The 21,150-nt window shown below is 75.2% G+C and carries 21 protein-coding genes and 1 pseudogene; 10 read left to right on the forward strand and 12 right to left on the reverse strand.

Annotation, left to right across the window (positions count from 1 at the left end):
- Positions 1–35: 35 nt before the first annotated feature.
- The gene (locus ACIF8T_RS02815; RefSeq protein WP_400030426.1) at positions 36–692 is read left to right on the forward strand and encodes a DUF305 domain-containing protein; all 657 of its coding nucleotides are present in this window, start codon (positions 36–38) and stop codon (positions 690–692) included.
- A 53-nt stretch (positions 693–745) separates the two neighbouring features.
- On the opposite strand, the gene ACIF8T_RS02820 is transcribed toward ACIF8T_RS02815, so the two are convergent.
- Positions 746–1,084 carry a hypothetical protein gene (locus tag ACIF8T_RS02820; RefSeq protein WP_400030427.1) on the reverse strand — a complete coding sequence of 113 codons (339 nt, stop codon included), beginning with the start codon at positions 1,082–1,084 and terminating at the stop codon, positions 746–748.
- A gap of 226 nt (positions 1,085–1,310) precedes the next feature.
- Between ACIF8T_RS02820 and ACIF8T_RS02825 the strand changes: the two genes are divergently transcribed.
- The gene (locus ACIF8T_RS02825) at positions 1,311–1,541 is read left to right on the forward strand and encodes a DUF2277 domain-containing protein (RefSeq protein ID WP_400030429.1); all 231 of its coding nucleotides are present in this window, start codon (positions 1,311–1,313) and stop codon (positions 1,539–1,541) included.
- Positions 1,542–1,572: 31 nt separating this feature from the next.
- On the opposite strand, the gene ACIF8T_RS02830 is transcribed toward ACIF8T_RS02825, so the two are convergent.
- From ACIF8T_RS02830 to ACIF8T_RS02845, 4 genes are all read right to left on the reverse strand, one after another.
- Positions 1,573–2,178 carry a DedA family protein gene (locus ACIF8T_RS02830; protein WP_400030431.1) on the reverse strand — a complete coding sequence of 202 codons (606 nt, stop codon included), beginning with the start codon at positions 2,176–2,178 and terminating at the stop codon, positions 1,573–1,575.
- A 239-nt stretch (positions 2,179–2,417) separates the two neighbouring features.
- Complete coding sequence (locus ACIF8T_RS02835) at positions 2,418–2,867, reverse strand: DoxX family protein (protein ID WP_400030433.1); 450 nt, start codon at positions 2,865–2,867, stop codon at positions 2,418–2,420.
- Positions 2,868–3,114: 247 nt separating this feature from the next.
- Positions 3,115–4,773, reverse strand: coding sequence for an alkaline phosphatase D family protein (locus ACIF8T_RS02840; RefSeq protein ID WP_400030435.1), 1,659 nt, complete (start codon positions 4,771–4,773; stop codon positions 3,115–3,117).
- An 82-nt stretch (positions 4,774–4,855) separates the two neighbouring features.
- Positions 4,856–5,506: an HNH endonuclease family protein gene (locus ACIF8T_RS02845; protein ID WP_400030437.1), complete on the reverse strand. Its 651-nt coding sequence runs from the start codon at positions 5,504–5,506 to the stop codon at positions 4,856–4,858.
- A 423-nt stretch (positions 5,507–5,929) separates the two neighbouring features.
- On the opposite strand from ACIF8T_RS02845, the gene ACIF8T_RS02850 reads away from it, so the two are divergent.
- Both ACIF8T_RS02850 and ACIF8T_RS02855 read left to right on the forward strand, forming a co-directional pair.
- The gene (locus tag ACIF8T_RS02850) at positions 5,930–6,511 is read left to right on the forward strand and encodes a TMEM165/GDT1 family protein (RefSeq protein ID WP_400030439.1); all 582 of its coding nucleotides are present in this window, start codon (positions 5,930–5,932) and stop codon (positions 6,509–6,511) included.
- A 220-nt stretch (positions 6,512–6,731) separates the two neighbouring features.
- Positions 6,732–7,397 (forward strand): HAD-IA family hydrolase, encoded by a 666-nt coding sequence (locus ACIF8T_RS02855; protein ID WP_400030441.1) that lies wholly within the window; start codon positions 6,732–6,734, stop codon positions 7,395–7,397.
- Between the two features lie 28 nt (positions 7,398–7,425).
- Here ACIF8T_RS02855 and ACIF8T_RS02860 read toward each other — a convergent pair whose 3' ends face one another.
- A complete protein-coding gene (locus ACIF8T_RS02860; RefSeq protein ID WP_400030443.1) occupies positions 7,426–8,568 on the reverse strand; it encodes a peptidoglycan-binding protein in 1,143 nt (380 codons plus the stop codon).
- Positions 8,569–8,741: 173 nt separating this feature from the next.
- Between ACIF8T_RS02860 and ACIF8T_RS02865 the strand changes: the two genes are divergently transcribed.
- Positions 8,742–10,811, forward strand: coding sequence for a DHA2 family efflux MFS transporter permease subunit (locus ACIF8T_RS02865; protein ID WP_400031469.1), 2,070 nt, complete (start codon positions 8,742–8,744; stop codon positions 10,809–10,811).
- Between the two features lie 17 nt (positions 10,812–10,828).
- Here ACIF8T_RS02865 and ACIF8T_RS02870 read toward each other — a convergent pair whose 3' ends face one another.
- Positions 10,829–11,323 carry a GNAT family N-acetyltransferase gene (locus tag ACIF8T_RS02870; RefSeq protein WP_400030444.1) on the reverse strand — a complete coding sequence of 165 codons (495 nt, stop codon included), beginning with the start codon at positions 11,321–11,323 and terminating at the stop codon, positions 10,829–10,831.
- A 184-nt stretch (positions 11,324–11,507) separates the two neighbouring features.
- Between ACIF8T_RS02870 and ACIF8T_RS02875 the strand changes: the two genes are divergently transcribed.
- Both ACIF8T_RS02875 and ACIF8T_RS02880 read left to right on the forward strand, forming a co-directional pair.
- Positions 11,508–12,179: a hypothetical protein gene (locus ACIF8T_RS02875; protein WP_400030446.1), complete on the forward strand. Its 672-nt coding sequence runs from the start codon at positions 11,508–11,510 to the stop codon at positions 12,177–12,179.
- A 5-nt stretch (positions 12,180–12,184) separates the two neighbouring features.
- Positions 12,185–12,778 (forward strand): hypothetical protein, encoded by a 594-nt coding sequence (locus ACIF8T_RS02880; protein ID WP_400030448.1) that lies wholly within the window; start codon positions 12,185–12,187, stop codon positions 12,776–12,778.
- Here the strand turns inward: ACIF8T_RS02880 and ACIF8T_RS02885 are convergent.
- On the reverse strand, positions 12,767–13,204 hold the full coding sequence (locus ACIF8T_RS02885; RefSeq protein WP_400030450.1) for a DUF1992 domain-containing protein: 438 nt from the start codon (positions 13,202–13,204) through the stop codon (positions 12,767–12,769). The two genes, ACIF8T_RS02880 and ACIF8T_RS02885, sit on opposite strands and share 12 nt — an antisense overlap.
- A 116-nt stretch (positions 13,205–13,320) precedes the next feature.
- Here ACIF8T_RS02885 and ACIF8T_RS02890 point away from each other — a divergent pair, with 116 nt between their 5' ends.
- The gene (locus tag ACIF8T_RS02890) at positions 13,321–13,713 is read left to right on the forward strand and encodes a hypothetical protein (RefSeq protein WP_400030452.1); all 393 of its coding nucleotides are present in this window, start codon (positions 13,321–13,323) and stop codon (positions 13,711–13,713) included.
- Positions 13,714–13,723: 10 nt separating this feature from the next.
- Here the strand turns inward: ACIF8T_RS02890 and ACIF8T_RS02895 are convergent, their stop codons facing one another.
- Together ACIF8T_RS02895 and ACIF8T_RS02900 are read right to left on the reverse strand one after the other, a co-directional pair.
- Positions 13,724–14,395: an O-methyltransferase gene (locus ACIF8T_RS02895; protein WP_400030454.1), complete on the reverse strand. Its 672-nt coding sequence runs from the start codon at positions 14,393–14,395 to the stop codon at positions 13,724–13,726.
- 190 nt (positions 14,396–14,585) lie between these two features.
- Positions 14,586–15,947: an MFS transporter gene (locus tag ACIF8T_RS02900; protein WP_400030456.1), complete on the reverse strand. Its 1,362-nt coding sequence runs from the start codon at positions 15,945–15,947 to the stop codon at positions 14,586–14,588.
- Between the two features lie 383 nt (positions 15,948–16,330).
- Here ACIF8T_RS02900 and ACIF8T_RS02905 point away from each other — a divergent pair, with 383 nt between their 5' ends.
- Positions 16,331–18,385, forward strand: a complete 2,055-nt coding sequence (locus tag ACIF8T_RS02905; protein ID WP_400030458.1) for a phosphatase PAP2 family protein — start codon at positions 16,331–16,333, stop codon at positions 18,383–18,385.
- Positions 18,386–19,249: 864 nt separating this feature from the next.
- On the opposite strand, the gene ACIF8T_RS02910 is transcribed toward ACIF8T_RS02905, so the two are convergent.
- Both ACIF8T_RS02910 and ACIF8T_RS02915 read right to left on the reverse strand, forming a co-directional pair.
- The gene (locus ACIF8T_RS02910; protein ID WP_400030460.1) at positions 19,250–19,666 is read right to left on the reverse strand and encodes a transglycosylase SLT domain-containing protein; all 417 of its coding nucleotides are present in this window, start codon (positions 19,664–19,666) and stop codon (positions 19,250–19,252) included.
- Positions 19,667–19,970: 304 nt separating this feature from the next.
- Positions 19,971–20,195: pseudogene (locus ACIF8T_RS02915) on the reverse strand (ECF transporter S component); the annotation flags it as partial.
- A gap of 67 nt (positions 20,196–20,262) precedes the next feature.
- On the opposite strand from ACIF8T_RS02915, the gene ACIF8T_RS02920 reads away from it, so the two are divergent.
- Positions 20,263–21,126 carry a tetratricopeptide repeat protein gene (locus ACIF8T_RS02920; RefSeq protein ID WP_400030462.1) on the forward strand — a complete coding sequence of 288 codons (864 nt, stop codon included), beginning with the start codon at positions 20,263–20,265 and terminating at the stop codon, positions 21,124–21,126.
- Positions 21,127–21,150: the final 24 nt, after the last annotated feature.

Genomic DNA, 21,150 nt, shown 5'->3' on the forward strand with positions numbered 1-21,150 from the left:
GCCCGGACCACCACGCAGACCACAGGAGTTCACGTATGACCAGCACCCTCCGTACCCTGACGCGCCGTGCGGCCCTCGGGGCGGTGGCGTCCGCCGCCGCGCTCGTCCTGGCCGCCTGCGGCGGCGACGGCGGCGGCCACGCGGGGCACGGCACCGCGCCCTCGGCGAGCACCGGGGCGAGCGCCGCGGCCGGTGCCGACGCCGCGGGCGGCGCGCACAACGCCCAGGACGTCGCCTTCGCGCAGGGCATGATCCCGCACCACCGGCAGGCCCTGGAGATGGCCCGGCTGGCCGCCGGCCGGGCCTCCTCCGCCGAGGTCGAGGAGCTCGCCGCGCGGATCGAGAAGGCGCAGGACCCGGAGATCAGGACCATGACCGGCTGGCTGGAGGCGTGGGGCGAGGACGTGCCGGAGGCGGCGTCCGGCACGGGCCACGGGGGCCACGAGGCCCACGCGGGGATGGCCGGGATGATGAGCGAGGAGGACATGGCCGGGCTGGCGAAGGCGTCGGGCGAGGCCTTCGACACGATGTTCCTGACCTTGATGGTCGAGCATCACGAGGGGGCCGTGGAGATGGCCGCCGAGCAGCGGGCCGAGGGCCGGTACGGTCCGGCCAAGGAGCTCGCCGACGACGTGGTCACGGCGCAGACCGCCGAGATCCGCGAGATGAAGGAGCTGCTCGGCAAGGGCTGACCGCGGCGGGGACGGCCGGGGTGGGGCCGGTGCCGGTGCCGGCCCCACCGCCCTCAGCTCTCCCCGGCGTCCTCGTGGACGTGCTTCAGCCGCGAGCGGGCGTTCACCCGGTCGGCGCCGGTGAGCTCCGACCAGTAGCGGTGGGTGCTGACGAACACCGCGAGTTCGTGCTCGCGCCGGCGGAGCTTCTCCACCTCCGCCTGTTCGTCGGCGGTCCAGCCCGGGGAGGCGGGACGCTCCACCTTGCGCCAGCCGTTGTCGTCGCTGAAGCCGTCCACCGGCTCCACCGACCAGGGGAGCCGCTTCAGCAGGGCCGACAACTCGGCCCGGACCTGATGCAGTTCCTCCTGACCGGCGAGGAGGTCACTCGGAAATTCATAGGTCGTAGCCACGGCCTAATGATACGCCTGTTCGATTTCAACAGGCGAGTTCAGTCGTGGGGTTCGTGGGGAAGGGCGGACGCCTCCCGCGGCAACGCGCCGCCGGCGGCGCCGGGTTCGGGGAGCGGGGAGGGCGCCCCGGCCCGCGGGGCGGCCGTCTCGCCGGTCGCCGCCGCGCCGATCGCCCCGGGCGGCCGGGGTGTTGGCCGGGGGCGGGTGCGGAGGCGAGACTGGGGACATGTGCCGGAGCATCAAGACGCTGCGCCCGCCCGTGCTCGCCGAGGAGGCCACGGAGGAGGAGATCAGGGCCGCCGCCCTGCAGTACGTGCGGAAGGTGTCCGGCTTCCGGGCGCCGGCCGCGCACAACCAGGAGGTGTTCGACCGCGCCGTGCGGCTGATCGCGGACGCCACGGCCGACCTGCTGGACGGCCTGGAGGTGCGGGGGGCCGGAGCGCGCCGGGCCGGATAGGCCCGGGTGCGCCCGGGGGAGCGGGCCGCCCCTACGACGCCTCCGAAGCCCGCGGCTGCCTGCGCATCAGGTAGGCCGCCCCCGCCCCCGCTCCGCACAGGGCCGCGACGGACACCGCCGTGGCCAGCCAGGTCGCGCCGAGCCAATGGGCGCCGAGGTAGCCGAGGGTGACGCTGTAGGCGGCCCAGGACAGGCCGGCCAGGGCGGACCAGGGGAGGAACTCCCGGACGCGGCGGCGCGCGGCGCCCGCGCCGAGGGAGACCACCGAGCGGCCGGCGGGCGCGAAGCGGGCGAGGACGACCAGGGCGCCGCCGCCGCGGGCCAGGGTCGCGCCGAGACGTTCCTGCGCGGTGGTCAGGCGGCGGGAGCGGGCGATCGCCCGGTCCAGGCGGGCGCCGCCGCGCCAGGCGAGGCGGTAGGCCACCAGGTCGCCGAGGACGGAGGCGGTGGCCGCGCAGAGGACCAGGACCAGGATGTCGAGCAGGTCGGTCGCGGAGCCCGCGAAGGCCGCGGTCGCGGCCGTGATCACCAGGACCCCGCTGGGCAGCACCGGCAGGAACACGTCGAGCAGGACGGACAGGGCCACCACCGCGTAGATCCACGGACTGCCGCTCAGCGACCCCACACTCTCCAGCACCGCTACTCCCCGTCGCTCCCCCGTGGGCCAGACCGTGCCGCGGATGGCGCGGGGGGAACGGCAGGGATTGGCCGATGACAGCCATACAGCGTACGCGGGAGGTGTGACAGGAGGTTCACGGGGGGCTCGTGTGTTCGGCACGGTGCGTTCATCCGGCCGTCGCCGTGCGCGCCCGGCCGCCGCACGCGACGGTGCCCTCCCCGCGCCGCGGGGAGGGCACCGTCGCTCGCCGTCCGGTGTCAGGCGGTCACCGGCGTCTGCTCCGCGGCGGGCTTCTGCGCCGACGCGCGCCGGGCGAGCAGCCGGTCGACGCCGAAGGCGCCGGAGCCGGTGAAGACCAGCAGGAACATGGCCCAGCAGTACAGGGCCGCGCCCTCGCCGTGGTTCTCGATCGGCCACAGGGCCTCGGGCTGGTGGACCTTGAAGTACGCGTACGCCATGGCGCCCGAGGAGACGAAGGCCGCCGCGCGGGTGCCGAGGCCCAGCAGGACGAGGGTGCCGCCGACGAGTTCGATGACGGCCGCGTACCAGTTGGGCCAGGCGCCGGCCTGGGCGGTGCCGCCGTCGCCGTCCACGCCGCCGAAGGCGCCGAAGAGGGACATGGCGCCGTGGCAGGCGAAGAGCAGGCCTATGACCACACGGAACAGGCCAAGGGCGTAGGGCTGGGCGCTGTCGAGGCGTCCGGACATGGGGGGTGACTCCTTCGGTCAGGCCGGCCGGTGGGGGTGGGCCGGTCCGGGGACGTAACCGAGTGGGTGACCCCACGTTAGGCGTACCTAATTGATGCTTGCAAGTTCAACATTTGGCCATCGGTTCACCTCCGGTTGACCTTCCCCACAGGTCACCGCCGCACGTCGCGCCGCTCCGGCCACCGCGTCGGCATCCGGAAGTGTGACCGAAACCACACCTGGACGGGCCGGTGGCGGTCGCCCGGGATCAGCGGGTGACCCGCTCGGAACGGGGGGAGAGGTCGCTCTCCTCGACGGTCCGCAGCAGCGGGCGGTCGCCGCGGACCGCGCGCGCCTCCTCCAGGCGCAGCAGCGCCGAACGCCCGCGCAGCGTCAGCGACATGAGCTGGTTGCCGAACCAGGGGCCGCCCGTCTTCCGCCAGCGCACGGGCGGCCGGTGCAGGCGCCCGTGCCGGGCGAGGCACCGGCCCAGGGCGCGCGCCCCGGCGTGCCAGCCGACGCGGAAGGCCAGCCGGATCGACAGGGGGACGGAGTTGTGGACGGGGGAGCAGACGAGCTGCGCCACCCGGGCGTCGGGCCCGCCCTGCCGCCAGGACGGCTCGGCCACGTAGGCGTGGTGCACGTCTCCCGACAGCACGCACACGGTCGCCGGCGCGTCCGGCCCCGACCCGGCCTCGGCGATCAGCGCCGCCAGGTCGGCGAAGGAGCCGGGGAACGCGGCCCAGTGCTCCAGATCGGCCGCCCGCCGCAGCTTCTCCCCGATCCGCGCCCAGCGGGGGCCCCGCTCGCCCCGGCACAGCGCCGCGTCCCACCCCTCGGCGTCGTGGATCAGGTGCGGCAGCAGCCAGGGCAGCGAGGTGCCGATGAGCAGGTGGTCGTACGTCCCGCGGCCGTCCATCACCTGTTCGCGGACCCAGGCCTCCTCGGCCGGGTCGAGCATCGCGCGGCCGTCCTCGGCCAGGACGCGGGCCGCCCGGCTGTCCACCATCACCAGCCGTACGCGGCCGAAGTCGCGCCGGTAGCTCCAGCGGGCCGTGGCCGCGTCGGCGTCGGCGCGGGAGGCGAAGGCGCGCAGCAGGTCCGTGCCGTCCGGGGCCTCGCGGACGGCCGCGTACAGCGGGTCGGCCGCCAGCTCCCGCGGCGAGAGGTTCCCCAGGTGCTGGTAGACCCAGTAGGACATCAGGCCGCTCAGCAGCCGCTCCTGCCACCACGGCGTGGACCGCATGTCGGACAGCCACGCGGCGGAGGTGTTCCAGTCGTCGATGACGTCGTGGTCGTCGAAGATCATGCAGCTGGGCACCGTGGACAGCAGCCAGCGGATGCCGGGGTCCAGCCAGGATTCGTAGTAGAGGTGCGTGTACTCCTCGTAGTCCGCGACCCCCGTGCCCGGCGGCTCCTTCAGGTCGCGGCGGTCCGCCAGCCAGCGCTGGGTGGCGTCGGAGGTCTCGTCCGCGTACACCTGGTCGCCGAGCAGCAGCAGCACGTCGGGCCGCTCCCCGGCCGGGTCGGCCGCGATGCGGGCGCCCAGCGCGTCCATGGCGTCCGGGCCGACCGGGTCGCTGCCGTCGGCGGGCGGCGCGGCCCAGCGGCACGACCCGAAGGCGACGCGCACCTCGCCGTCGTCCGCGAGGGTGCGGATCACCGACGGCGGGAAGGGCGAGCCGGGCAGCGGCCACACGCGCGTGCCGTCGAGGAACACCTCGTACGCCGTCGAGGTCCCCGGTGTCAGTCCGGTCACCGGGACCAGGGCGTAGTGGTGGCCGGCCACCTGGAAGGTGCGGGCCGTGCCGGCGGCGCCGTCCGCGCAGCGCACCTCGGCCGTGCAGGGACGGCTCGTCTCGACCCACACGGTCGCGGACGAGCCGTCGGTGTACCTCAGCAACGGGCCCAGGCGCAGTCCGGTCATGGCGATCCCCTCCTCCGTCGCCCCGTACGCTACGGAACGACGGAGCCCGGCGGGGAGATTCCGGCCCCGAAACCCGCCGGTGTCAGCAGGCGGCGAGGTGGTTCTGCAGCGCGGACTTCTCGGCGGAGTCCACGGAGAGGCCGTAGTAGTACTTCACCTGCACCCAGGCGCGGACGTAGGTGCAGCGGTAGGTGGTCCGCGACGGCATCCAGGTGGCCGGGTCCTGGTCGCCCTTGGACTGGTTCACGTCGTCGGTGACGGCGAGGAGCTGCGGGCGGGTCAGGTCGTTGGCGAAGGACTGGCGGCGCGAGGTGGTCCAGGCGCCGGCGCCGGAGTCCCAGGCCTCGGCGAGCGGCACGAGGTGGTCGATGTCGACGTCGGAGGCGGCGGTCCAGGTGGCGCCGTCGTAGGGGGAGTACCAGCTGCCGCTGGTGGAGGCGCAGGCCGAGTCCGTGACGACGTTGGAGCCGTCGCGCTTGAGGACCGTCTCGCGGGTGTTGCAGGCGCCGCTGATGGTGATCCAGTGCGGGAAGAGGTCGCGGCTGTAGCCGGTGCGGTCCTCGGCGGCCACGGTGAGGGAGGCCAGGTACGAGCGGGCCGTGGTGGCGCTGACCGGCGTGGGCAGGGCGGCGGAGGCGGTCGGGCCGTTGAGCAGCCCGACGAAGGCGGCGAGGCCGGTCAGGGCCGCGACTGTGCCGATCCGTCGACGCGCGTAGAGCGACGAAACTGCCATGCGAACTCCTCGATAGGGTGCGGGCGTTGGAGGGCGAGCGGGGGAATGCTCGCCGTGCCGTGTTGCGGTGGGGTGTGCGTCCGGTAAGAAGCTAGTGACGCGTGCATGACACGACAACGGGTGTGCGTGAACTTTCGCATCCCGGGGCCGGCGCGGGCCTCGCGTACCATGGACGGCGCAGAAGGGGAGTAGCTCTTCGCCGGACCGTCGACATACTGCTCAGCTCGCCTGAGCCGGCGCCCGGAGGCGGACCTCGGACCACGGGGTCGGCCAGCGAGACCTTCGGCAAGCAGTGCACCGCCCGTGCCGCACGGCACGGGCCCCCGTGTGCTGCCGTGCCGAGGTGTCGTGACCGGAGGATCCCCGCGGGATCGCGAAGGACCCGGAACTCTCGGCGGGGCAGCCCCGACCGATTGAGGAACAGTGATCAGCCTGACCGTGACGGCCGTCGTCTTCGGCGTCGTCTTCCTCGCCGAACTGCCGGACAAGACCGCCCTCGCCGGCCTCGTCCTCGGCACCCGGTACCGCGCCTCCTACGTCTTCGCCGGCGTCGCCGCCGCCTTCGCGCTGCACGTCGCGCTCGCGGTCGCGGCCGGCAGCGTGCTCACGCTGCTGCCGCAGCAGATCGTGCACGCGCTGACGGGCGTGCTCTTCCTGGGCGGCGCCGCGGTGCTGCTGATGAGGAAGGGCGAGGAAGAGGAGGAGGTCCGCAAGCCCGAGAACCAGTCCTTCTGGAAGGTCTCCGGCGCGGGTTTCATGCTCATCCTGGTCGCCGAGTTCGGCGACCTCACCCAGATCATGACGGCCAACCTCGCCGCCCGCTACGACGACCCCCTCTCCGTCGGCCTGGGCGCGGTGCTCGCGCTGTGGGCGGTCGCCGGACTCGGCATCGTCGGCGGAAAGGCGCTGATGAAGCGGGTGCCGCTGCGGCTGATCACGCAGATCGCGGCGGCGCTGATGCTGGGGCTCGGCCTGTGGAGCCTGTGGGAGGCGGTGACCGGCTGAGGCCGGGCGCGGCCGAACGGCCGGTGAACGTCCGGGGGCGGCACTGGCGCACACCGCCTCCATTTTGTACCGTGGAGAAACAAAGTGGCTCCCGCCCGTTTTCCCTGACCGGCGGGCGGGGCCGCCTTGTCCTCCGGGGCCTGTACGGGGTCCCGCCGGTCCGGCCCCGTCGCCTCCCCGCAGCCGGGGCCGATTCCTTCCCCGCGTCTTGGAGCTGCCGATGACGGCCACCGTCGTGCTCACCGCCCGCGCCCTCCTGCTGGACATGGACGGCACCCTGGTCAACTCCGACGCCGCGGTCGAACGGGTCTGGCGGCGCTGGGCCGAGCGGCACGGCCTCGACGGCGACGAGGTCATGAAGGTGGTCCACGGACGGCAGGGCTACGCGTCGATGGCGCTGCTGCTGCCCGGCCGGCCCATGGAGCAGAACCTCGCCGACAACGCGCGCCTGCTCGCCGAGGAGACCGCCGACACCGACGGCGTCGTCGAGGTCCCCGGGGCGCGGGAGTTCCTCGCCTCGCTGCGGGACGTGCCGCACGCGCTGGTGACCTCGGCCGACGTGGCCCTGTCCACGGCGCGGATGGCCGCCGCCGGGCTGGAGCTGCCCGGGGTGCGGGTCACCGCGGAGTCGGTCGGCGCGAGCAAGCCCGACCCGGAGGGGTTCCTGAAGGGCGCCGCGGAGCTGGGCGTGGCGCCCGCGGACTGCGTGGTGTTCGAGGACTCCGGCGCCGGGATCGCGGCGGGGCGCGCCGCCGGCATGACGGTCGTGGGCATCGGGCCCCGGGCCGCGGCCCACGCGCCGGACGCGGTGGTGCGGGACCTCACCCGGGTGCGGGTGGAGGCGCGGGCCGACGGGTCGGTGCGGCTGCACCTCGCGCAGGGGTGAGCCGGGACCGCCGCCCCTGCCGCGCGGGCTAGGGTTCCCGCGTCTCCGACTCCAGCCTGGTCCGCGTCGCCGGCCCGTACACCCCCAGCTCGTCCGCGCTGATGCCCCGCGCCCACTGGTAGTTGCGCAGCGCCTCCTCGACCCGAGGACTGAAGTAGCCGCTGGCTTCGTCGTTGTAGAGGTACAGCTGGCGCAGGCGCAGCTGGAGCTCCGTGACCTCCGGGCCGCGGTCGCCGCGCCGCAGGACGGGCCCGTCGCGGCGCCGGTCGTCCTCGTCGGAGGCCTCGGTGGGTTCCTGGGTGCCGGTGGGGGTGGGGGCCGCCGACGTCGGCTCGGCCGGCCGGGTCGTGCTCGGCGAGGCGCTGGACGCCGACGGCGAGGGCGACGGCGAGGGGCTGCCGCTCGCCGAGGCGGACGGCGACGGGGAGGGCGACGCCGACTCCGGCTCCTCGGACGCCGTGGCCGGGGGCGCCACCGCGGACGGCGGGCCCGACGAGGTGTCCGGGACGCTCGCGCGGACGCCGTCCGGCGCGGCGGCGTCCCGGGACGGCGACTCGTAGGAGAGCAGCCCGCTCGCCAGCCCGGCGGCCGCCACCACCGCGACCACGGCCCCGGCCACGGCGACCGCGGCCGTACGGCGCCCGCGGCGCGGCCGCTCCTCCCCGGCCCCGTGCGGAACCGTCCCCGCGTCCTCGCCGGACCCGCGGTCGAACAGGCTCAGGTCCCGGGCGCTCGGCTCGGTCGCGGGCGGGGCCAGGGGGGTCGGCAGCACGGACGTGGCGTCCGGGGAGCCGCCCGGGACGCCGGGCGGCGCGGGGGTCCCGGGAGTGTCCGGGGCGACGGGGCGCAGCGGCATCGTCGCGTCGGCGGGCGGCTGCGGCGCGGGGGACCGGGGCGCCGGCGGCCGGGCGGACGCGGGCGACGGGGCGTGTGCCGGGGCGGCGGGGGCGGTGGTGCCGTCCTCCGGTGCGCCGCCGGCCGTCGTCCCGCCGTCCAGTTCGACGTACGGACGGATCCGCAGCGGGTCGAAGTCCTCGGCCGCGGCCGCCTCGGCGGTGCGGGTCTCGCGCAGGGCCTCGGAGGCGCGCCGGGCGCAGGGACAGGTGGGGGTGTTGTCCGGCCGTCTGGGCGTCCCGCACTCCGGACACGGGTGACCCTTCGACTGCTCCACGCGTTTCCCTCCCCTCACTCGCTCCCCCTCACGAACTCCAGAGATTATGCAGAGGTCCTCCACATCGAGGGCGGCGAGCCCCCGGAATACCGGCTTCCAACAGGACTCAACGGGCCATAACCGGTCACACACATCACCATGGGAGGGTGTCGCGAGAGCCGGAGGAGGTCTCCATGGCCGGGGATGCGCACGGCATGACGGAGAAGCAGCCCGCGCCGAAGGGCCCGCGGCCGGACACCGGCGAGGAGCACGTGCCCGGCAACGTCCTGGTGTCGATCGGCGCCCTGCTCCTCGGCATGCTGCTCGCCGCCCTCGACCAGACCATCGTGTCGACGGCGCTGCCCACCATCGTCAGCGACCTCGGCGGCATGGAGCACCTGTCCTGGGTGGTCACGGCGTACCTGCTGGCGTCGACGGCCGCGACGCCGCTGTGGGGCAAGCTGGGGGACCAGTACGGGCGCAAGAGGCTGTTCCAGACCGCCATCGTGATCTTCCTGGTCGGGTCCGCGCTGTGCGGCACGGCGCAGGACATGCCCCAGCTGATCGCCTTCCGGGCCGTGCAGGGCCTGGGCGGCGGCGGGCTGATGGTGCTGTCGATGGCGATCGTCGGCGACCTGGTCCCGCCCCGGGAACGCGGGCGCTACCAGGGGCTCTTCGGCGCCGTGTTCGGGGCGACCAGCGTGCTCGGGCCGCTGCTGGGCGGGCTGTTCACCGAGCACCTGAGCTGGCGCTGGGTGTTCTACGTCAACCTGCCCGTCGGCGTCGTCGCGCTCGCCGTGATCGCGGCCGTCCTGCACATCCCGCGCCGCTCCGTGCCGCACGTCATCGACTACCTCGGCACCTTCCTCATCGCCTCGGTCGCCACCTGCCTGGTGCTCGTCGCCTCCCTCGGCGGCACCACCTGGGGCTGGGGCTCCCCGCAGATCGTCGGGCTCGCCGTGCTGGGCGTCGTCCTCGCCGTCGCCTTCGTGGCCGCCGAGCGGCGGGCGGCCGAGCCGGTGCTGCCGCTGAAGCTGTTCCGCGTCCGCATCTTCACCCTCTCCGCCGTCATCAGCTTCGTCGTGGGCTTCGCGATGTTCGGCGCGATGACCTACCTGCCGACCTTCCTCCAGGTCGTGCAGGGCGTCAGCCCGACCATGTCCGGCGTGCACATGCTGCCGATGGTGTTCGGGCTGCTGCTGTCCTCGACGGTCTCCGGGCAGATCGTCAGCCGCACCGGCCGCTGGAAGGTCTTCCCGGTGGCCGGGACCGCCGTCACCACGGCCGGCCTGCTCCTGCTCCACCGGCTCGACGAGAACAGCTCCACCGCCGAGATGAGCGCCTGGTTCTTCGTGTTCGGCGTGGGCCTGGGCCTGGTCATGCAGGTGCTCGTCCTCATCGTGCAGAACGCCGTCGCCTACGAGGACCTCGGCGTCGCCACCTCCGGCGCGACCTTCTTCCGCTCGATCGGCGCCTCCTTCGGCGTCGCCGTCTTCGGCACGGTCTTCGCCGGCCGGCTCGGCGACAAGCTGGCGGACGCCTTCCGCGGCGCCCCGCTGCCGCCCGGCGTCTCCGCCGACGCGCTGGAGGCCGACCCGCGCGGCATCGCCGCCCTGCCGCCCGCCCTGCGCCCGGCCGCCCTGCACGCGTACTCCTCGGCCATCACCGACGTCTTCCTGTACGCCGCGCCCGTCGCGTTCCTCGCCTTCGTCCTGGCCTGGTTCCTCAAGGAGGACCGGCTGCGCGGCTCCGTCACGGCGCCCGACGGCACGGAGACCTTCGCGAGCAACCCGGTCGAGCGGTCGTCGTACGACGAGGTGTGCCGCGCGCTGTCGGTGCTCGGCTCCCGCGAGGGCCGGCGCCGGATCTACCAGGAGATCACCGCGCGGGCGGGGTACGACCTGCTGCCCGCCGCGAGCTGGCTGCTGCTGCGGATCAAGCGGCACGGCTCCGTGGAACCGGCCGTGCTCGCCGAGCGCGCGCCCGTCCCGCTGACCGTGATCATGGAGGCGGCCCGCCAGGTCGAGGAGCGGCGCCTGGCGTACCGCGTGGGCCTCGACCTCTTCCTCACCGACCCGGGGCACGAGGTCGCCGACCGGCTGGCCCGGGCCCGCGAGGACTCGCTCGCCGAACTGCTCGGCGACTGGTGGGGGCCGGACCGGCCGACCGACCTCGTGCAGCTGGTGAAGGACCTCTCCGGGGAGCTGTGCGGCTCGGAGCGGGAGCGGCCGCACGACGAGCGGCCGGCGGCGCGCACCGGCTGACACCGGTGCGCCCGCCGTCAGCCCAGGGGCTTGGCGAACCAGTGGTCGGCGTACGGGGCGTCGTTGTGCGGCTCGGTCTCCGGGTAGCCGAGGCGGGCGTACAGGGCGCGGGCCTCGACCAGGTCGCCGCGCGTGTCGAGGACCATCCGGGTGGCGCCGAGCGCGCGGGCCGCGTCCTCGGCGGCGCGCACGAGCAGCGCCGCGCCGCCCCTGCCGCGCATCCCCGGGTACAGGAAGACCCGGGTGAGCTCGGCGGTCGTCCCGCCGTCCAGCAGCCGGACGCCCGCGCTGCCGGCGGGCTCGCCGCCGTACCGCGCGACCAGCAGCCGCCCGCGCGGCGGCGCGAGGTCGGTGCCCGGGACGGCGGCGATCTCCCGCTCCAGCTCGTCCGGTTCGGTGCGGCGCCCCTCGTGCAGCAGGTACCAGCGGTCGCTGACCTCCGTGTAGTACGCGCGCCAGAGCGCGGCGGCGACGGGGGAGTCGTAGGGTTCCGGGGCGACGGTCCAGCTCATGGTCCGCATTCTGCGTAGCCGCCCTACGCGCCGTGCAACCGGATTTCCGCGGCACGGCCGGTCCAGGGCCCGCACGGCCTCCCGGCGGCCTCCTGACGCCGTTTGAGGCCTGTTTACGGGGCAACCCGAGCAACGAGCCGGCTCGCGAGGAGAGCCGGCTGGGTCGAGAACCCGGAAGGCATTCATGTCCACAGGCGTGATCATCGCTCTGATCGTGATCGTGGCGGCCGTCGTCGTCCTCGCGGCCGTCCTGACCCTGCGCTCCCGCGGCTCGCGTGGCGGCGGCACGAGCCTGAAGCGCCGCTTCGGGCCGGAGTACGACCGTGCCGTCGCCCGCCACGGCGGGGACGCGAAGGCCGCCGAGCGCGAACTCGCCGAGCGCGTCGAGCGCCACGGCGACCTGCGCGCGCGGCCGCTGGAACCCGCCGAGCGGGAGCAGTTCGAGGCGCGTTGGACGGCCGCCCAGGAGCGGTTCGTCGACTCGCCCCGGGAGGCGGTGACCGAGGCGGACCGGCTGCTGGCCGAGGTGGCCGGGGCCCGGGGCTTCCCGGACGGCGGGCGCTACGAGGAGCAGCTGTCCGCGCTGTCCGTGCACCACGCCCACCACGTCGAGGGCTACCGGCGCGTGCACCGCGTGGTGCAGGCCCAGGTGAACGGCGGCCAGGGCGGCGGCGCGGGCACCGAGGAGATGCGCGAGGCCATGGTCGAGGCCCGCGCCCTGTTCGAGGAACTGGTGCGGGCGGACCGGCACGACGGCGGCCGCCACCGCGCCGACGCGCACGGCGGACGCAAGGCACCGGCGGCCCGCGGACACCTGCCATGGGCGCTGCACCGACGTCAGGCGAAGGAGAGTTGAGGCACATGTCCGACACGACCCGGCAGCCCGGCGACGGCGCGTTCGCCGAGCGCGCCACCCCGCTGCCCGAGGACCGCGCCCCCGACGCCCGGGGGGAGTCCGCCCTGGGCACGGGCCACGGCGCCTCCTCCGGCACGGGCCGCGGCGAGCCGTCCCCCGCCGGCGCGCAGGACCTCCGCGGCACGGCGGACACGCGCGGCGCGGGCGGGACCGGCGCCGCGGACGCGGGCCGCACGGCCTTCGGCGGCCACGAGGCCACCGGTACGCACGGTGACCGCACCCCGGGCGGGTCCGCCTCCGGCGACGGCGCCCGGCTGCTGCCCCACGAGGAGTCCGACACGCTCGCCGCGCGGCTCCAGCACGCCGTGGCCGAGTTCGTCGACAAGCCGCAGGCGGCCGTCGAGGAGGCCGACCACGTGCTGGAGGAGCTCGCCTCCCGCTTCACGGACGCCGTGACGCAGCGCCGCCGTACGCTGCGCCGGTCCTGGCAGTCCGCCGACGCGGGCGGGGGCAGGCCCACCACGAACGCCGACACCGAACAACTCCGCCTGGCCCTGCGGGACTACCGCGAACTGGCGGAACGGCTGCTACACGTGTGAACCAGGAGGACCCGCCGGTCCACCGGCCGCCCGGCGCTCCCGCCACCGCCGCACGACCTCGTCGACGTCGTACGGCTTCATGCCCAGCGGGGGGCCGGGCGGCGGCTTGAACATCATGTCGCGGATCCGGACGTTGACGTCGGCCAGGATCTTCCTGACGGTCCGTTCGGAAGGCGCCGCGAGCGCCGCGGCGAGCGCGTCCTCCGCCTCCTTGCGCAGGGCCAGCGCCGGCGGCAGGACCGACACGCCCTCGCGGACCAGCTTCCGCTTCACCCACCACAGCTCGTCGTACGACGACTCCAGGTCCCGCGGCAGCGGCCGGCCCGCGCCGGGCAGTGCGTCGAACTCCCCGCGCGCCTCGGCGTCGCGGATCTGCTTCTCGGCCCAGGACTCGAACGGAACACCGGGCGGCTTTCGCTCGGTCATGAGGCCATTGTGCCGGACGGGACGGTGCCGGGCGATTTATCATGCGGCGGCGGCGGACGACCCGGTCCCCGCGCGGGGCCGTTCCCGGCCACCGGGACGTTTCAGGAGGAGCGCACGTGCTCGAACTCACCATGGCCGCCGTCTCCGAGGCGGACGCGGGTGCCACGGCCGGCATGCTCATGGCCGACGCGCCCAGCGAGCCGGGCGCCGTGCTGCGGGTGGGCCGGGACCGGTCGGTGTGCCGGCTCGCGACGCCGGACGACTGGCTGTTCGTCTCCCGGGTGCACCTGGAGTTCCTGTGCGGTCCGGACGGCGCCTGGCGGCTGACCTGGCTGCACGGCTCGCACCCCGACCCGTCCTCCGAGGTCCGGCTGACGGTCGGGGAGTACGCGCAGCCCGTCCCCTACGGCGGCACGGTGGCGCTGCCCCGGGGCGGCAGCGGCGAGGTCGTCATCCAGGACCGCACCGGCCCGCGCAGCGTCAACGTCGGCTTCTACCACGAGGTCTGAGGCGGCGGCCTCAGGCCAGCACCCGGGCCAGCGCGAAGCCGTCGTAGCCCTTGCCGCCCACCGTCTGGACGGCCGTGCCGCTCAGCCTCGGGTGGCTGCCGATGAGTTCGAGGGCGGCGCGGGTGCCGCGCACGTCGGGCGCGGTGTCGTCCGGGTCGGCGACCCGGCCGCCGCGGACCACGTTGTCGACGACGATCAGGCTGCCCGTGCGGGTGAGCTTCAGGGCCCACTCCACGTAGTGCGGGTTGTTGGCCTTGTCGGCGTCGATGAAGACCAGGTCGAACGGGGGCGGGTTCTCGTCGGCCAGCCGCGGCAGCGACTCCAGGGCCGGGCCCACCCGCACCTCGACGAGCTTGTCCAGTCCGGCCCGGGCGATGTTGCGGACGGCGACCTCGGCGTGCTTGGGGCTGTACTCCAGGGAGATCAGCCGGCCGTCGGCGGGCAGGGCGCGGGCCAGCCGGATCGTGCTGTAGCCGCCGAGCGTGCCGATCTCCAGGATGTGGCGGGCGCCCTGGATCTCGGCGAGGAGCTGGAGCAGCTTGCCCTGGGACGCCGTGACGGCGATCTGCGGGAGGCCGGCGGCCTCGCTGTCGCGCAGGGCGGCGGCCAGCGCGTCGTCGTCCGGGGCGAGGTGGGCGGTGAAGTAGTCGTCCACGTCCTGCCAGAGCTGCGACTCGCTCATGCACCGTGCCTTTCGTATGCCTAGTTAGATTGGCTAACTAGTCGTCGGTGGTGAGGATAGTCGCGGGGTCCGCCCGTGTCAGGGGGTTCCGCCGGGTGTGTCGCCCCGGCGGGCGGCCGGGGCCCGGCGCCGCCGGGGTCGGACCGGGGGACCCGGCGGCACGACCGCCCGCGGCTCCGGCCCGGCGCGGTCACACCGCCGGCGGCGACCCCGGCAGCGGCCGGCCCGCGGACTCCGTCATGCGCCAGACCGCCACGCCGCCGACGACGGCCGCGGCCATCATGTAGTACGCGGGCATCATCATGTCGCCGGTCGCGCCGATGAGGGCGGTGACCACCAGCGGGGTGGTGCCGCCGAACAGGGACACGGAGACGTTGAAGCCGATCGACAGGGAGCCGTAGCGCACCCGGGTCGGGAAGAGGGCGGGCAGCGCCGCCGGCATCGCGGCCGTGAAGCAGACCAGCAGCAGCCCCAGCGCGGCCATGCCCAGCGCCACGGCCGCCAGGCTGCCCTGGCGGATCAGCAGCAGGGCCGGGACGGACAGCAGCAGGAAGCCCGCGCAGCCCGTCGCGATCACCGGGCGGCGGCCGACCCGGTCGGTCAGCGCGCCCACGAACGGCTGGGCGACCATCATCAGCGCCATCACGCCGAGCACGACCAGCAGCCCGTGCGTCTCGTCGTAGTGCAGCTCGCTGGTCAGGTAGCTCGGCATGTACGACAGCAGCATGTAGTCGGTGACGTTGAAGACCAGCACCAGGCCCACGCACAGCAGCAGGGCCCGCCACTGCCCGGTCACCGCCCGGCGCAGCGGCACCTTCGGCCGGGCGGCCTCCGCCTTCTCCATCTCGGCCGCGAACGCCGGGGTCTCCTCCAGCCGCATCCGCAGGTAGAGGCCGATCAGGCCCATCGGGCCCGCGATCAGGAACGGGACGCGCCAGCCCCAGGACAGCAGGTCCTCGGAGGACAGCAGGGCGGTCATCGCCGTGACCAGGCCCGCGCCGCCGATGTACCCAGCGAGCGTGCCGAACTCCAGCCAGCTGCCGAGGAACCCGCGTCGCCGGTCGGGGGCGTACTCGGCGATGAAGGTGGACGCGCCCGCGTACTCGCCGCCGGTGGAGAAGCCCTGCACCAGGCGGGCGGCCAGCAGCAGGACCGGGGCGCCGACGCCGATCGCGGCGTACGACGGGATCAGGCCGATCGCGAAGGTGCCCGCGGCCATCATGATCATGGTCAGTGCGAGGACCTTCTGGCGGCCCACGCGGTCGCCGAGCGGCCCGAAGAGCAGGCCGCCGAGCGGGCGGACCAGGAAGGCCGCGGCGAAGGCGCCGAACGTGGACAGCAACTGGGCGGTGGGGTTGCCCGAGGGGAAGAAGACCTTCCCGAGCGTCACCGCGAGATAGCTGTAGACGCCGAAGTCGAACCACTCCATCGCGTTGCCCAGGGCGGCCGCCTTCACGGCGCGCCGGACGAGCGCGGGGTCGGTGACGGTGGCGCCGGGGGGCGCGGTGCGGGGCTCCGGGAACGGGTGCGGGGCTACTGCGGCAGTCGACACAACGCGGCTCGCCTACTTTCGACGGGGACAGGGGCGCGGTCCGCGCGGCGACGCTGTCGGCGGTCCGAAAAGCGACCATAGGCGCCGTCCGCCCCTTTACGCGGGGTGCCAAATTCATTGCACACTGCATCTAAATGGCCCCTGTGCAGGCACGTCCGCGGGCCGCGCGGCGCCCGCGCGACGTCGCGCGTGTGAGTCATCTCGCGTCGGCGGCGGGCAACCCCGGCGCCCCCGCACCGTCGACATCCGGACAAAGACGGACGGACGTCAGGCGCACCGGGCGCTGTCGCGTCTTCCTCCGGGAGCGGTGCGCGCCTCATAAGGTGCGCGGAGGGACCCCGCGCGCGGACGCGCGGGACGGACGGGCGGGAGGCCGGCAGGGCGTGGCGGATGCGCAGCACAGCGGACGACCGGCCGAGACGTTCGGCGCGACGGCCGCCGGAGAGGCCGGGGCGCGCCTGCGCGCGGCGCGGCTGGGACTGTGGCTGGTCGCCGCCGTCCTCGCCGTGCGCCAGGTGACCGCCGTCCTCGGCTCGCCGCGCGGGGAGCGGCTGACGGACCTGGAGACCTGGGTCGGCCCGGACGGCGTCCTGCACGTCACCGGGTCGCTGTACGACTCGACGCGCTTCACCGGCACGCCGTTCGGCGGCCTGGTCCTCAAGCCGCTCACCCGGTCGGCCGAGCAGGCCCTCGGCTGGGGCTGGACCTTCGGCACGCTGCTGCTGGTCGCCGCGCTCGGCGTGATCGCGGCCCGCGCCCTGCCGCAGCCGGTCGGCCGCCGCACCGCGCTGCTGGCCGCTCCGGTCGCCATCAGCCTGCTCATGCTGTCGCTGCCGGTGCGCAACACCCTCTGGCTCGGCCAGACCAGCATCATCCCCGTCCTGCTCGTGCTGCTGGGCTGTTCCGTCGTGCCCGGCCGGCGGACCGGCGGCCCGCTCATCGGCGTCGCCGCCGCCCTCCAGCCCACCCTGCTGCTGTTCGCGCCGCTGCTGTGGCTCACCGGCCGCAGACGGGCCGCGCTCGCCGCCGGCGTCACCTTCGCCGCGTGCACCGCGCTGGCCTGGGCCGCGATGCCGCGCGACTCCGCCACCTACTGGGTGCACCACATGGCGGGCGCCGGACTCGGCGGCCGGGCCGACGACCTCGCCAACCAGTCCCTGCACGGCGCCCTGCTGCGGCTCGGCCTGTCCGGACCGCTGGAGACCGCCCTCTTCCTGCTGCTCGGCGCGGCCGTCGTCGTCCTCGGCCTGCGCCGGGCGGTGCGCTGCGCCCGCGACGGGCAGCTCCTGCTCGCGGTGGCGATCACCGGCTGCGCCGCCATCGCCGTCTCGCCCACCGCCTGGCAGCACCAACTGCTGTGGGTGCTGCTCACGGTCGTCGGACGGGCCGGCCGGCGCGCCTGCGACCGGTACGTCTGGCCGGTCGCCGTCGTGCTGGTCACCACCCTGCCGGCGAAGATGCTGCTGCCGGACCTGGCGGTCCTGCACCCCCTGCGCGACAACGTCGTCCTGCTGGCCGCGCTGGCCGCCGCCACCGCCGTGCCGTTCCTGTCGCGCACCTCGCCGCAGTACCGGGCACCCGTCCCCGCGGAGCACGCCGCTCCCGTCCCCGCCCGCTTCCGGCACGTCCCCCTGCTGCCGTTCCTGCGCCGCGTCCCGACCCGCCCGAACCTCCTGCTGGAGCTCCTGCTCATACGGGTCACCTACGCCGCCTACTCCCAGGTCCGGCTCGCCGCGACCGGCGGCAGCAACGAGGCCGGGCGGGCCCGGGCCGAGCACCACGGCCGGCAGATCCTCGACCTCGAACGCGTGCTGCGCCTCGACATCGAGCACGCCGTCAACCACGCCGTGGTGAAGGTCGGCTGGCTGCGGGACTTCTTCGACTTCTACTACACGTCGTTCCACTTCGCGGTCCCGCTGACCGTCCTCGGCCTGCTCTACTGGCGCCGCCCGGTCGACTACCGCTGGGCCCGCGCCGCCCTCGGCTTCACCACGCTGCTCGCCCTGGCCGGCTTCTGGCTCTACCCGCTCGCCCCGCCGCGCCTGATGCCGACGCTCGGGATCATCGACACCGTGCACGGCGTCCAGGACTTCACCCAGCCGGACTACGGCACGCTCACCGCCCTGACCAACCAGTACGCGGCGATGCCCTCGCTGCACTTCGGCTGGTCGCTGTGGTGCGGCCTGGTGATCGCGGTCGTCGCGCCGCGGGGGTGGATGAAGGCGCTGGGGCTGCTGCACCCCTTCTTCACGGCCTCGGCGATCGTGGCGACCGGCAACCACTGGGTGCTGGACGCGGTGGGCGGCGCGCTGGTGGTGGGCGCGGGCTTCGGCCTGACGTACGTGCTCCAGGGGCCGCGGGCGCGGACGGTGACGGCGGCCGCGCGGGTCGGCAGCGAGCCGCCGCCGGAGCCGGTGAGGGACCGTACTGCGAGCTGATCCGGTCCTCCCCGGGGGCGGAGACGGTCAGCCGGGTGAACTCCCCGGCGCGGCTCGGGCACCCGCCGTCGGACCGCGGCCGCGGCGAGCGGGCGGTCCGCGCGGTCCCGCGCCCGGCCGCGCCACCCGCAGCACCGGGCCGGCACCGCCCGTGCGCACCGCCGTGCCGGGCGCGGGGACGAGCGGCCCGGCGTCCCGCACCCGGTCCACCCGCCGGTGCGCGTCCCGCCGGACGGGCGCCGGCCGGCCGGTCGGCAGCACGCCGGGCGCGAGGGCGAGGGCGACGCCGGGCGCGAAGGCGGTCCGGCCGGAGACCGCGTCGCACCACGGGGCGAGCGGGGCGAGCGGGGCGGGGCGCGCACGCCGGTCCGGCCGGTCGGCACCGCCGTCGGCCGGGACGCGGCGAGACCGGCGGCGGCCGTGACGGCGCGGGCCCCGGCGGCGGCCATCGGGTACGGCGAGATCGGGCTGTGGTGGGCGGTGTGCGTGCCGCCGTACCGGAAGGGGCCGTACGCCGGCCCGCCGTGCCGGGCCGCGAGGCCGGCCCGGGCCCGCAGGGCGGTCAGGTCACCGCCGCCGGCGGCGAGGACGGTCCACCGCGGGGCGTACAGGGGCGGCGTGGCCAGGAGGGGACGCGGTCCGGCCGCAGTACGCGCGCACCCGGCCCTCGGGTGCCGCCGGCGGGGACGGCGAGGGCCGGGTGACGGTGGGGTCGGCCGGGGCCACGGTGGCGAGGAGGCCCGACGGGGCGGGGACGTCACCGGCGCGGGCCGCGCCGCACCGGCCGCACCGGGGTACGGCGGAGGCGGCGGCCCCAGGGGATCGGGGGACCGCCGCCTCCGGCTGAGGGGGTGTGGGCCCGGATCAGTACCAGCCGTTGGACTGCCAGAAGCTCCACGCGTCGCAGGCGCTGCCGTAGCGGTCCTTCATGTAGTCCAGGCCCCACTCGATCTGGGTGGCCGGGTTGGTCCTCCAGTCCGCGCCCGCCGAGGCCATCTTGGAGGCCGGCAGGGCCTGGACCAGGCCGTAGGCGCCGCTGGAGGCGTTGGTGGCGTTCACGTCCCAGCCGCTCTCGTGCTCGACGATCTTGGAGAAGCACTGGAACTGGGCCGAGTCGCCGATCATCTTCTCGGCGATCGCCCGGGCGGAGGACGCCCCGGTCGTCGCGGCCTGCGCGGGCGCGGCGGCCATCAGCGTGCCGGCGGTGACGGCGGCCAGGGCGGCGCCGGTGAGGGCCTTCTTCGGGGTGGCGATGCGGCGGAGGACGGAAACGGCGGTCACAGGGGCGTGCCTTTCGACGGGAGCGGGACGGTCGCGGCATGCCGGAACCACGCGGTGCGGGGCGGGGGCACACGGCGGCGCCGCGGCCCTGAGGGCTCGTCGGCGCCTGGCGACGTCGTTCAGACAAGCAGGACCGAGGGGCGTCCGCAATGACCCCTTTTACTAGTGGTGGTCGCATGTGGGAGGGAGGTCCGTTGTGTGACCCGGCTCTCAACGTGCAGGTCAGAGCGGTGCGCGGCGGGCGCGCCGAGATCGCCGGGACTACGGCCCGGCTTCGTACGTGATCCGCGTCATGTGGGGTGCTTCACCCCGGCGGGGCGCCGCCGGGTCCCTCGAACGTGACCGGCGTCTCGAACGCCGCCCGCCGGGTGGTGCGGCGCAGCGCCTTGAGGACCGGCGTGCCCAGGGCCAGGGTCAGGACGACCGTGACGACCGCCCGTCCGAGGTCCCGGCCGAGCGAGGTGGCCGGGCAGCAGGCGGGGAAGCGGGCCAGGTCGGCGGGCGTCCCCGCCTCCGGGTCCGGGGCGATCGCCGTGCCGTCCGGGCCGGGGTACTCTCCTGCGGTTCCGGTGGATCGAACGCGGGGGTGGACAGGCGTGCGCACGTCCGAGGCGAAGGGCCTCGTCGAGCAGGCGTACACGGCGTGGGACGCCGAGGAGTGGCTGCGCGCCGCGGACCTGTTCGAGCGGGTGCTCGCGCACTTCCCCGACGAGGGACCGAGCGCGGTGTGGTGGTACGACGCGGCGCTCGCCCACAAGTTCCTGCGCAACTGGGCCAAGGCGTACGAACTGGGCCGCGAGGCGGCCGCCCGTGCCCCGCGCGGAGAAGGCGACCCGGCCTTCTGGAACCTCGGCATCGCGGCCACGATCCGGCGCGACTGGGCCACCGCCCGCGACGCCTGGGCCGGCTTCGGGATCGAACTCCCCGACGGCGAGGGCGAGATCACCGGCCGCTTCGGCCACGCCTGCGTCCGCCTCGACACCGGCGGGCAGCGCGAGGTCGTGTGGGTCGAGCGGCTGTGCCCCGCCCGGGGGCGGGTCGTCAACGTGCCCGTGACCGGCGGGCGGCGGTACGGGGAGATCGTCGTGCACGACGGCGAACCCAAGGGGGAGCGGGTCGTCGACGGCGTGACCTACCCGGTCTTCGACGAACTGCTGCTCTTCGAGGCGTCCGGCCTGCCCACCCTGGAGGTGACGGTGGACGCCGCGGCGGCGGCCGACCTGGCGGCGCTGGTCGAGTCGTTCACCGGGCACGGCTTCGGCGCGGAACCCGCGAGCGGCGTGGAGACGCTCTGCGCGTGCTGCGGCGAGGGCACGCGCCACCAGGAGCGGAACGTGCGCGCGGGCGCCCAGCGGGTCGCGCTCGCGGCCCCGCCGGAGGAGGCCCGTCGCCTGCTGGAGCAGTGGGCCGCCCGGACCCCGGCCGGCCGCGGCTGGAGCGGCCTGACGACGCTCGGCTGACGGGCCCGCACCGCCGCTCGCGCG

This window comes from Streptomyces sp. NPDC085946 (assembly GCF_044540485.1).
GTDB lineage: Bacteria > Actinomycetota > Actinomycetes > Streptomycetales > Streptomycetaceae > Streptomyces.

Coding starts and splice junctions, on each gene's coding strand:
- ACIF8T_RS02815 (WP_400030426.1), top strand. CDS start 36: ATGACCAGCACCCTCCGTACCCTGACGCGCCGTGCGGCCCTCGGGGCG.
- ACIF8T_RS02865 (WP_400031469.1), top strand. CDS start 8,742: ATGGCCGGGGATGCGCACGGCATGACGGAGAAGCAGCCCGCGCCGAAG.
- ACIF8T_RS02885 (WP_400030450.1), bottom strand. CDS start 13,204: ATGACCGAGCGAAAGCCGCCCGGTGTTCCGTTCGAGTCCTGGGCCGAG.
- ACIF8T_RS02835 (WP_400030433.1), bottom strand. CDS start 2,867: ATGTCCGGACGCCTCGACAGCGCCCAGCCCTACGCCCTTGGCCTGTTC.
- ACIF8T_RS02855 (WP_400030441.1), top strand. CDS start 6,732: ATGACGGCCACCGTCGTGCTCACCGCCCGCGCCCTCCTGCTGGACATG.
- ACIF8T_RS02840 (WP_400030435.1), bottom strand. CDS start 4,773: ATGACCGGACTGCGCCTGGGCCCGTTGCTGAGGTACACCGACGGCTCG.
- ACIF8T_RS02880 (WP_400030448.1), top strand. CDS start 12,185: ATGTCCGACACGACCCGGCAGCCCGGCGACGGCGCGTTCGCCGAGCGC.
- ACIF8T_RS02845 (WP_400030437.1), bottom strand. CDS start 5,506: ATGGCAGTTTCGTCGCTCTACGCGCGTCGACGGATCGGCACAGTCGCG.
- ACIF8T_RS02870 (WP_400030444.1), bottom strand. CDS start 11,323: ATGAGCTGGACCGTCGCCCCGGAACCCTACGACTCCCCCGTCGCCGCC.
- ACIF8T_RS02895 (WP_400030454.1), bottom strand. CDS start 14,395: ATGAGCGAGTCGCAGCTCTGGCAGGACGTGGACGACTACTTCACCGCC.
- ACIF8T_RS02825 (WP_400030429.1), top strand. CDS start 1,311: ATGTGCCGGAGCATCAAGACGCTGCGCCCGCCCGTGCTCGCCGAGGAG.
- ACIF8T_RS02875 (WP_400030446.1), top strand. CDS start 11,508: ATGTCCACAGGCGTGATCATCGCTCTGATCGTGATCGTGGCGGCCGTC.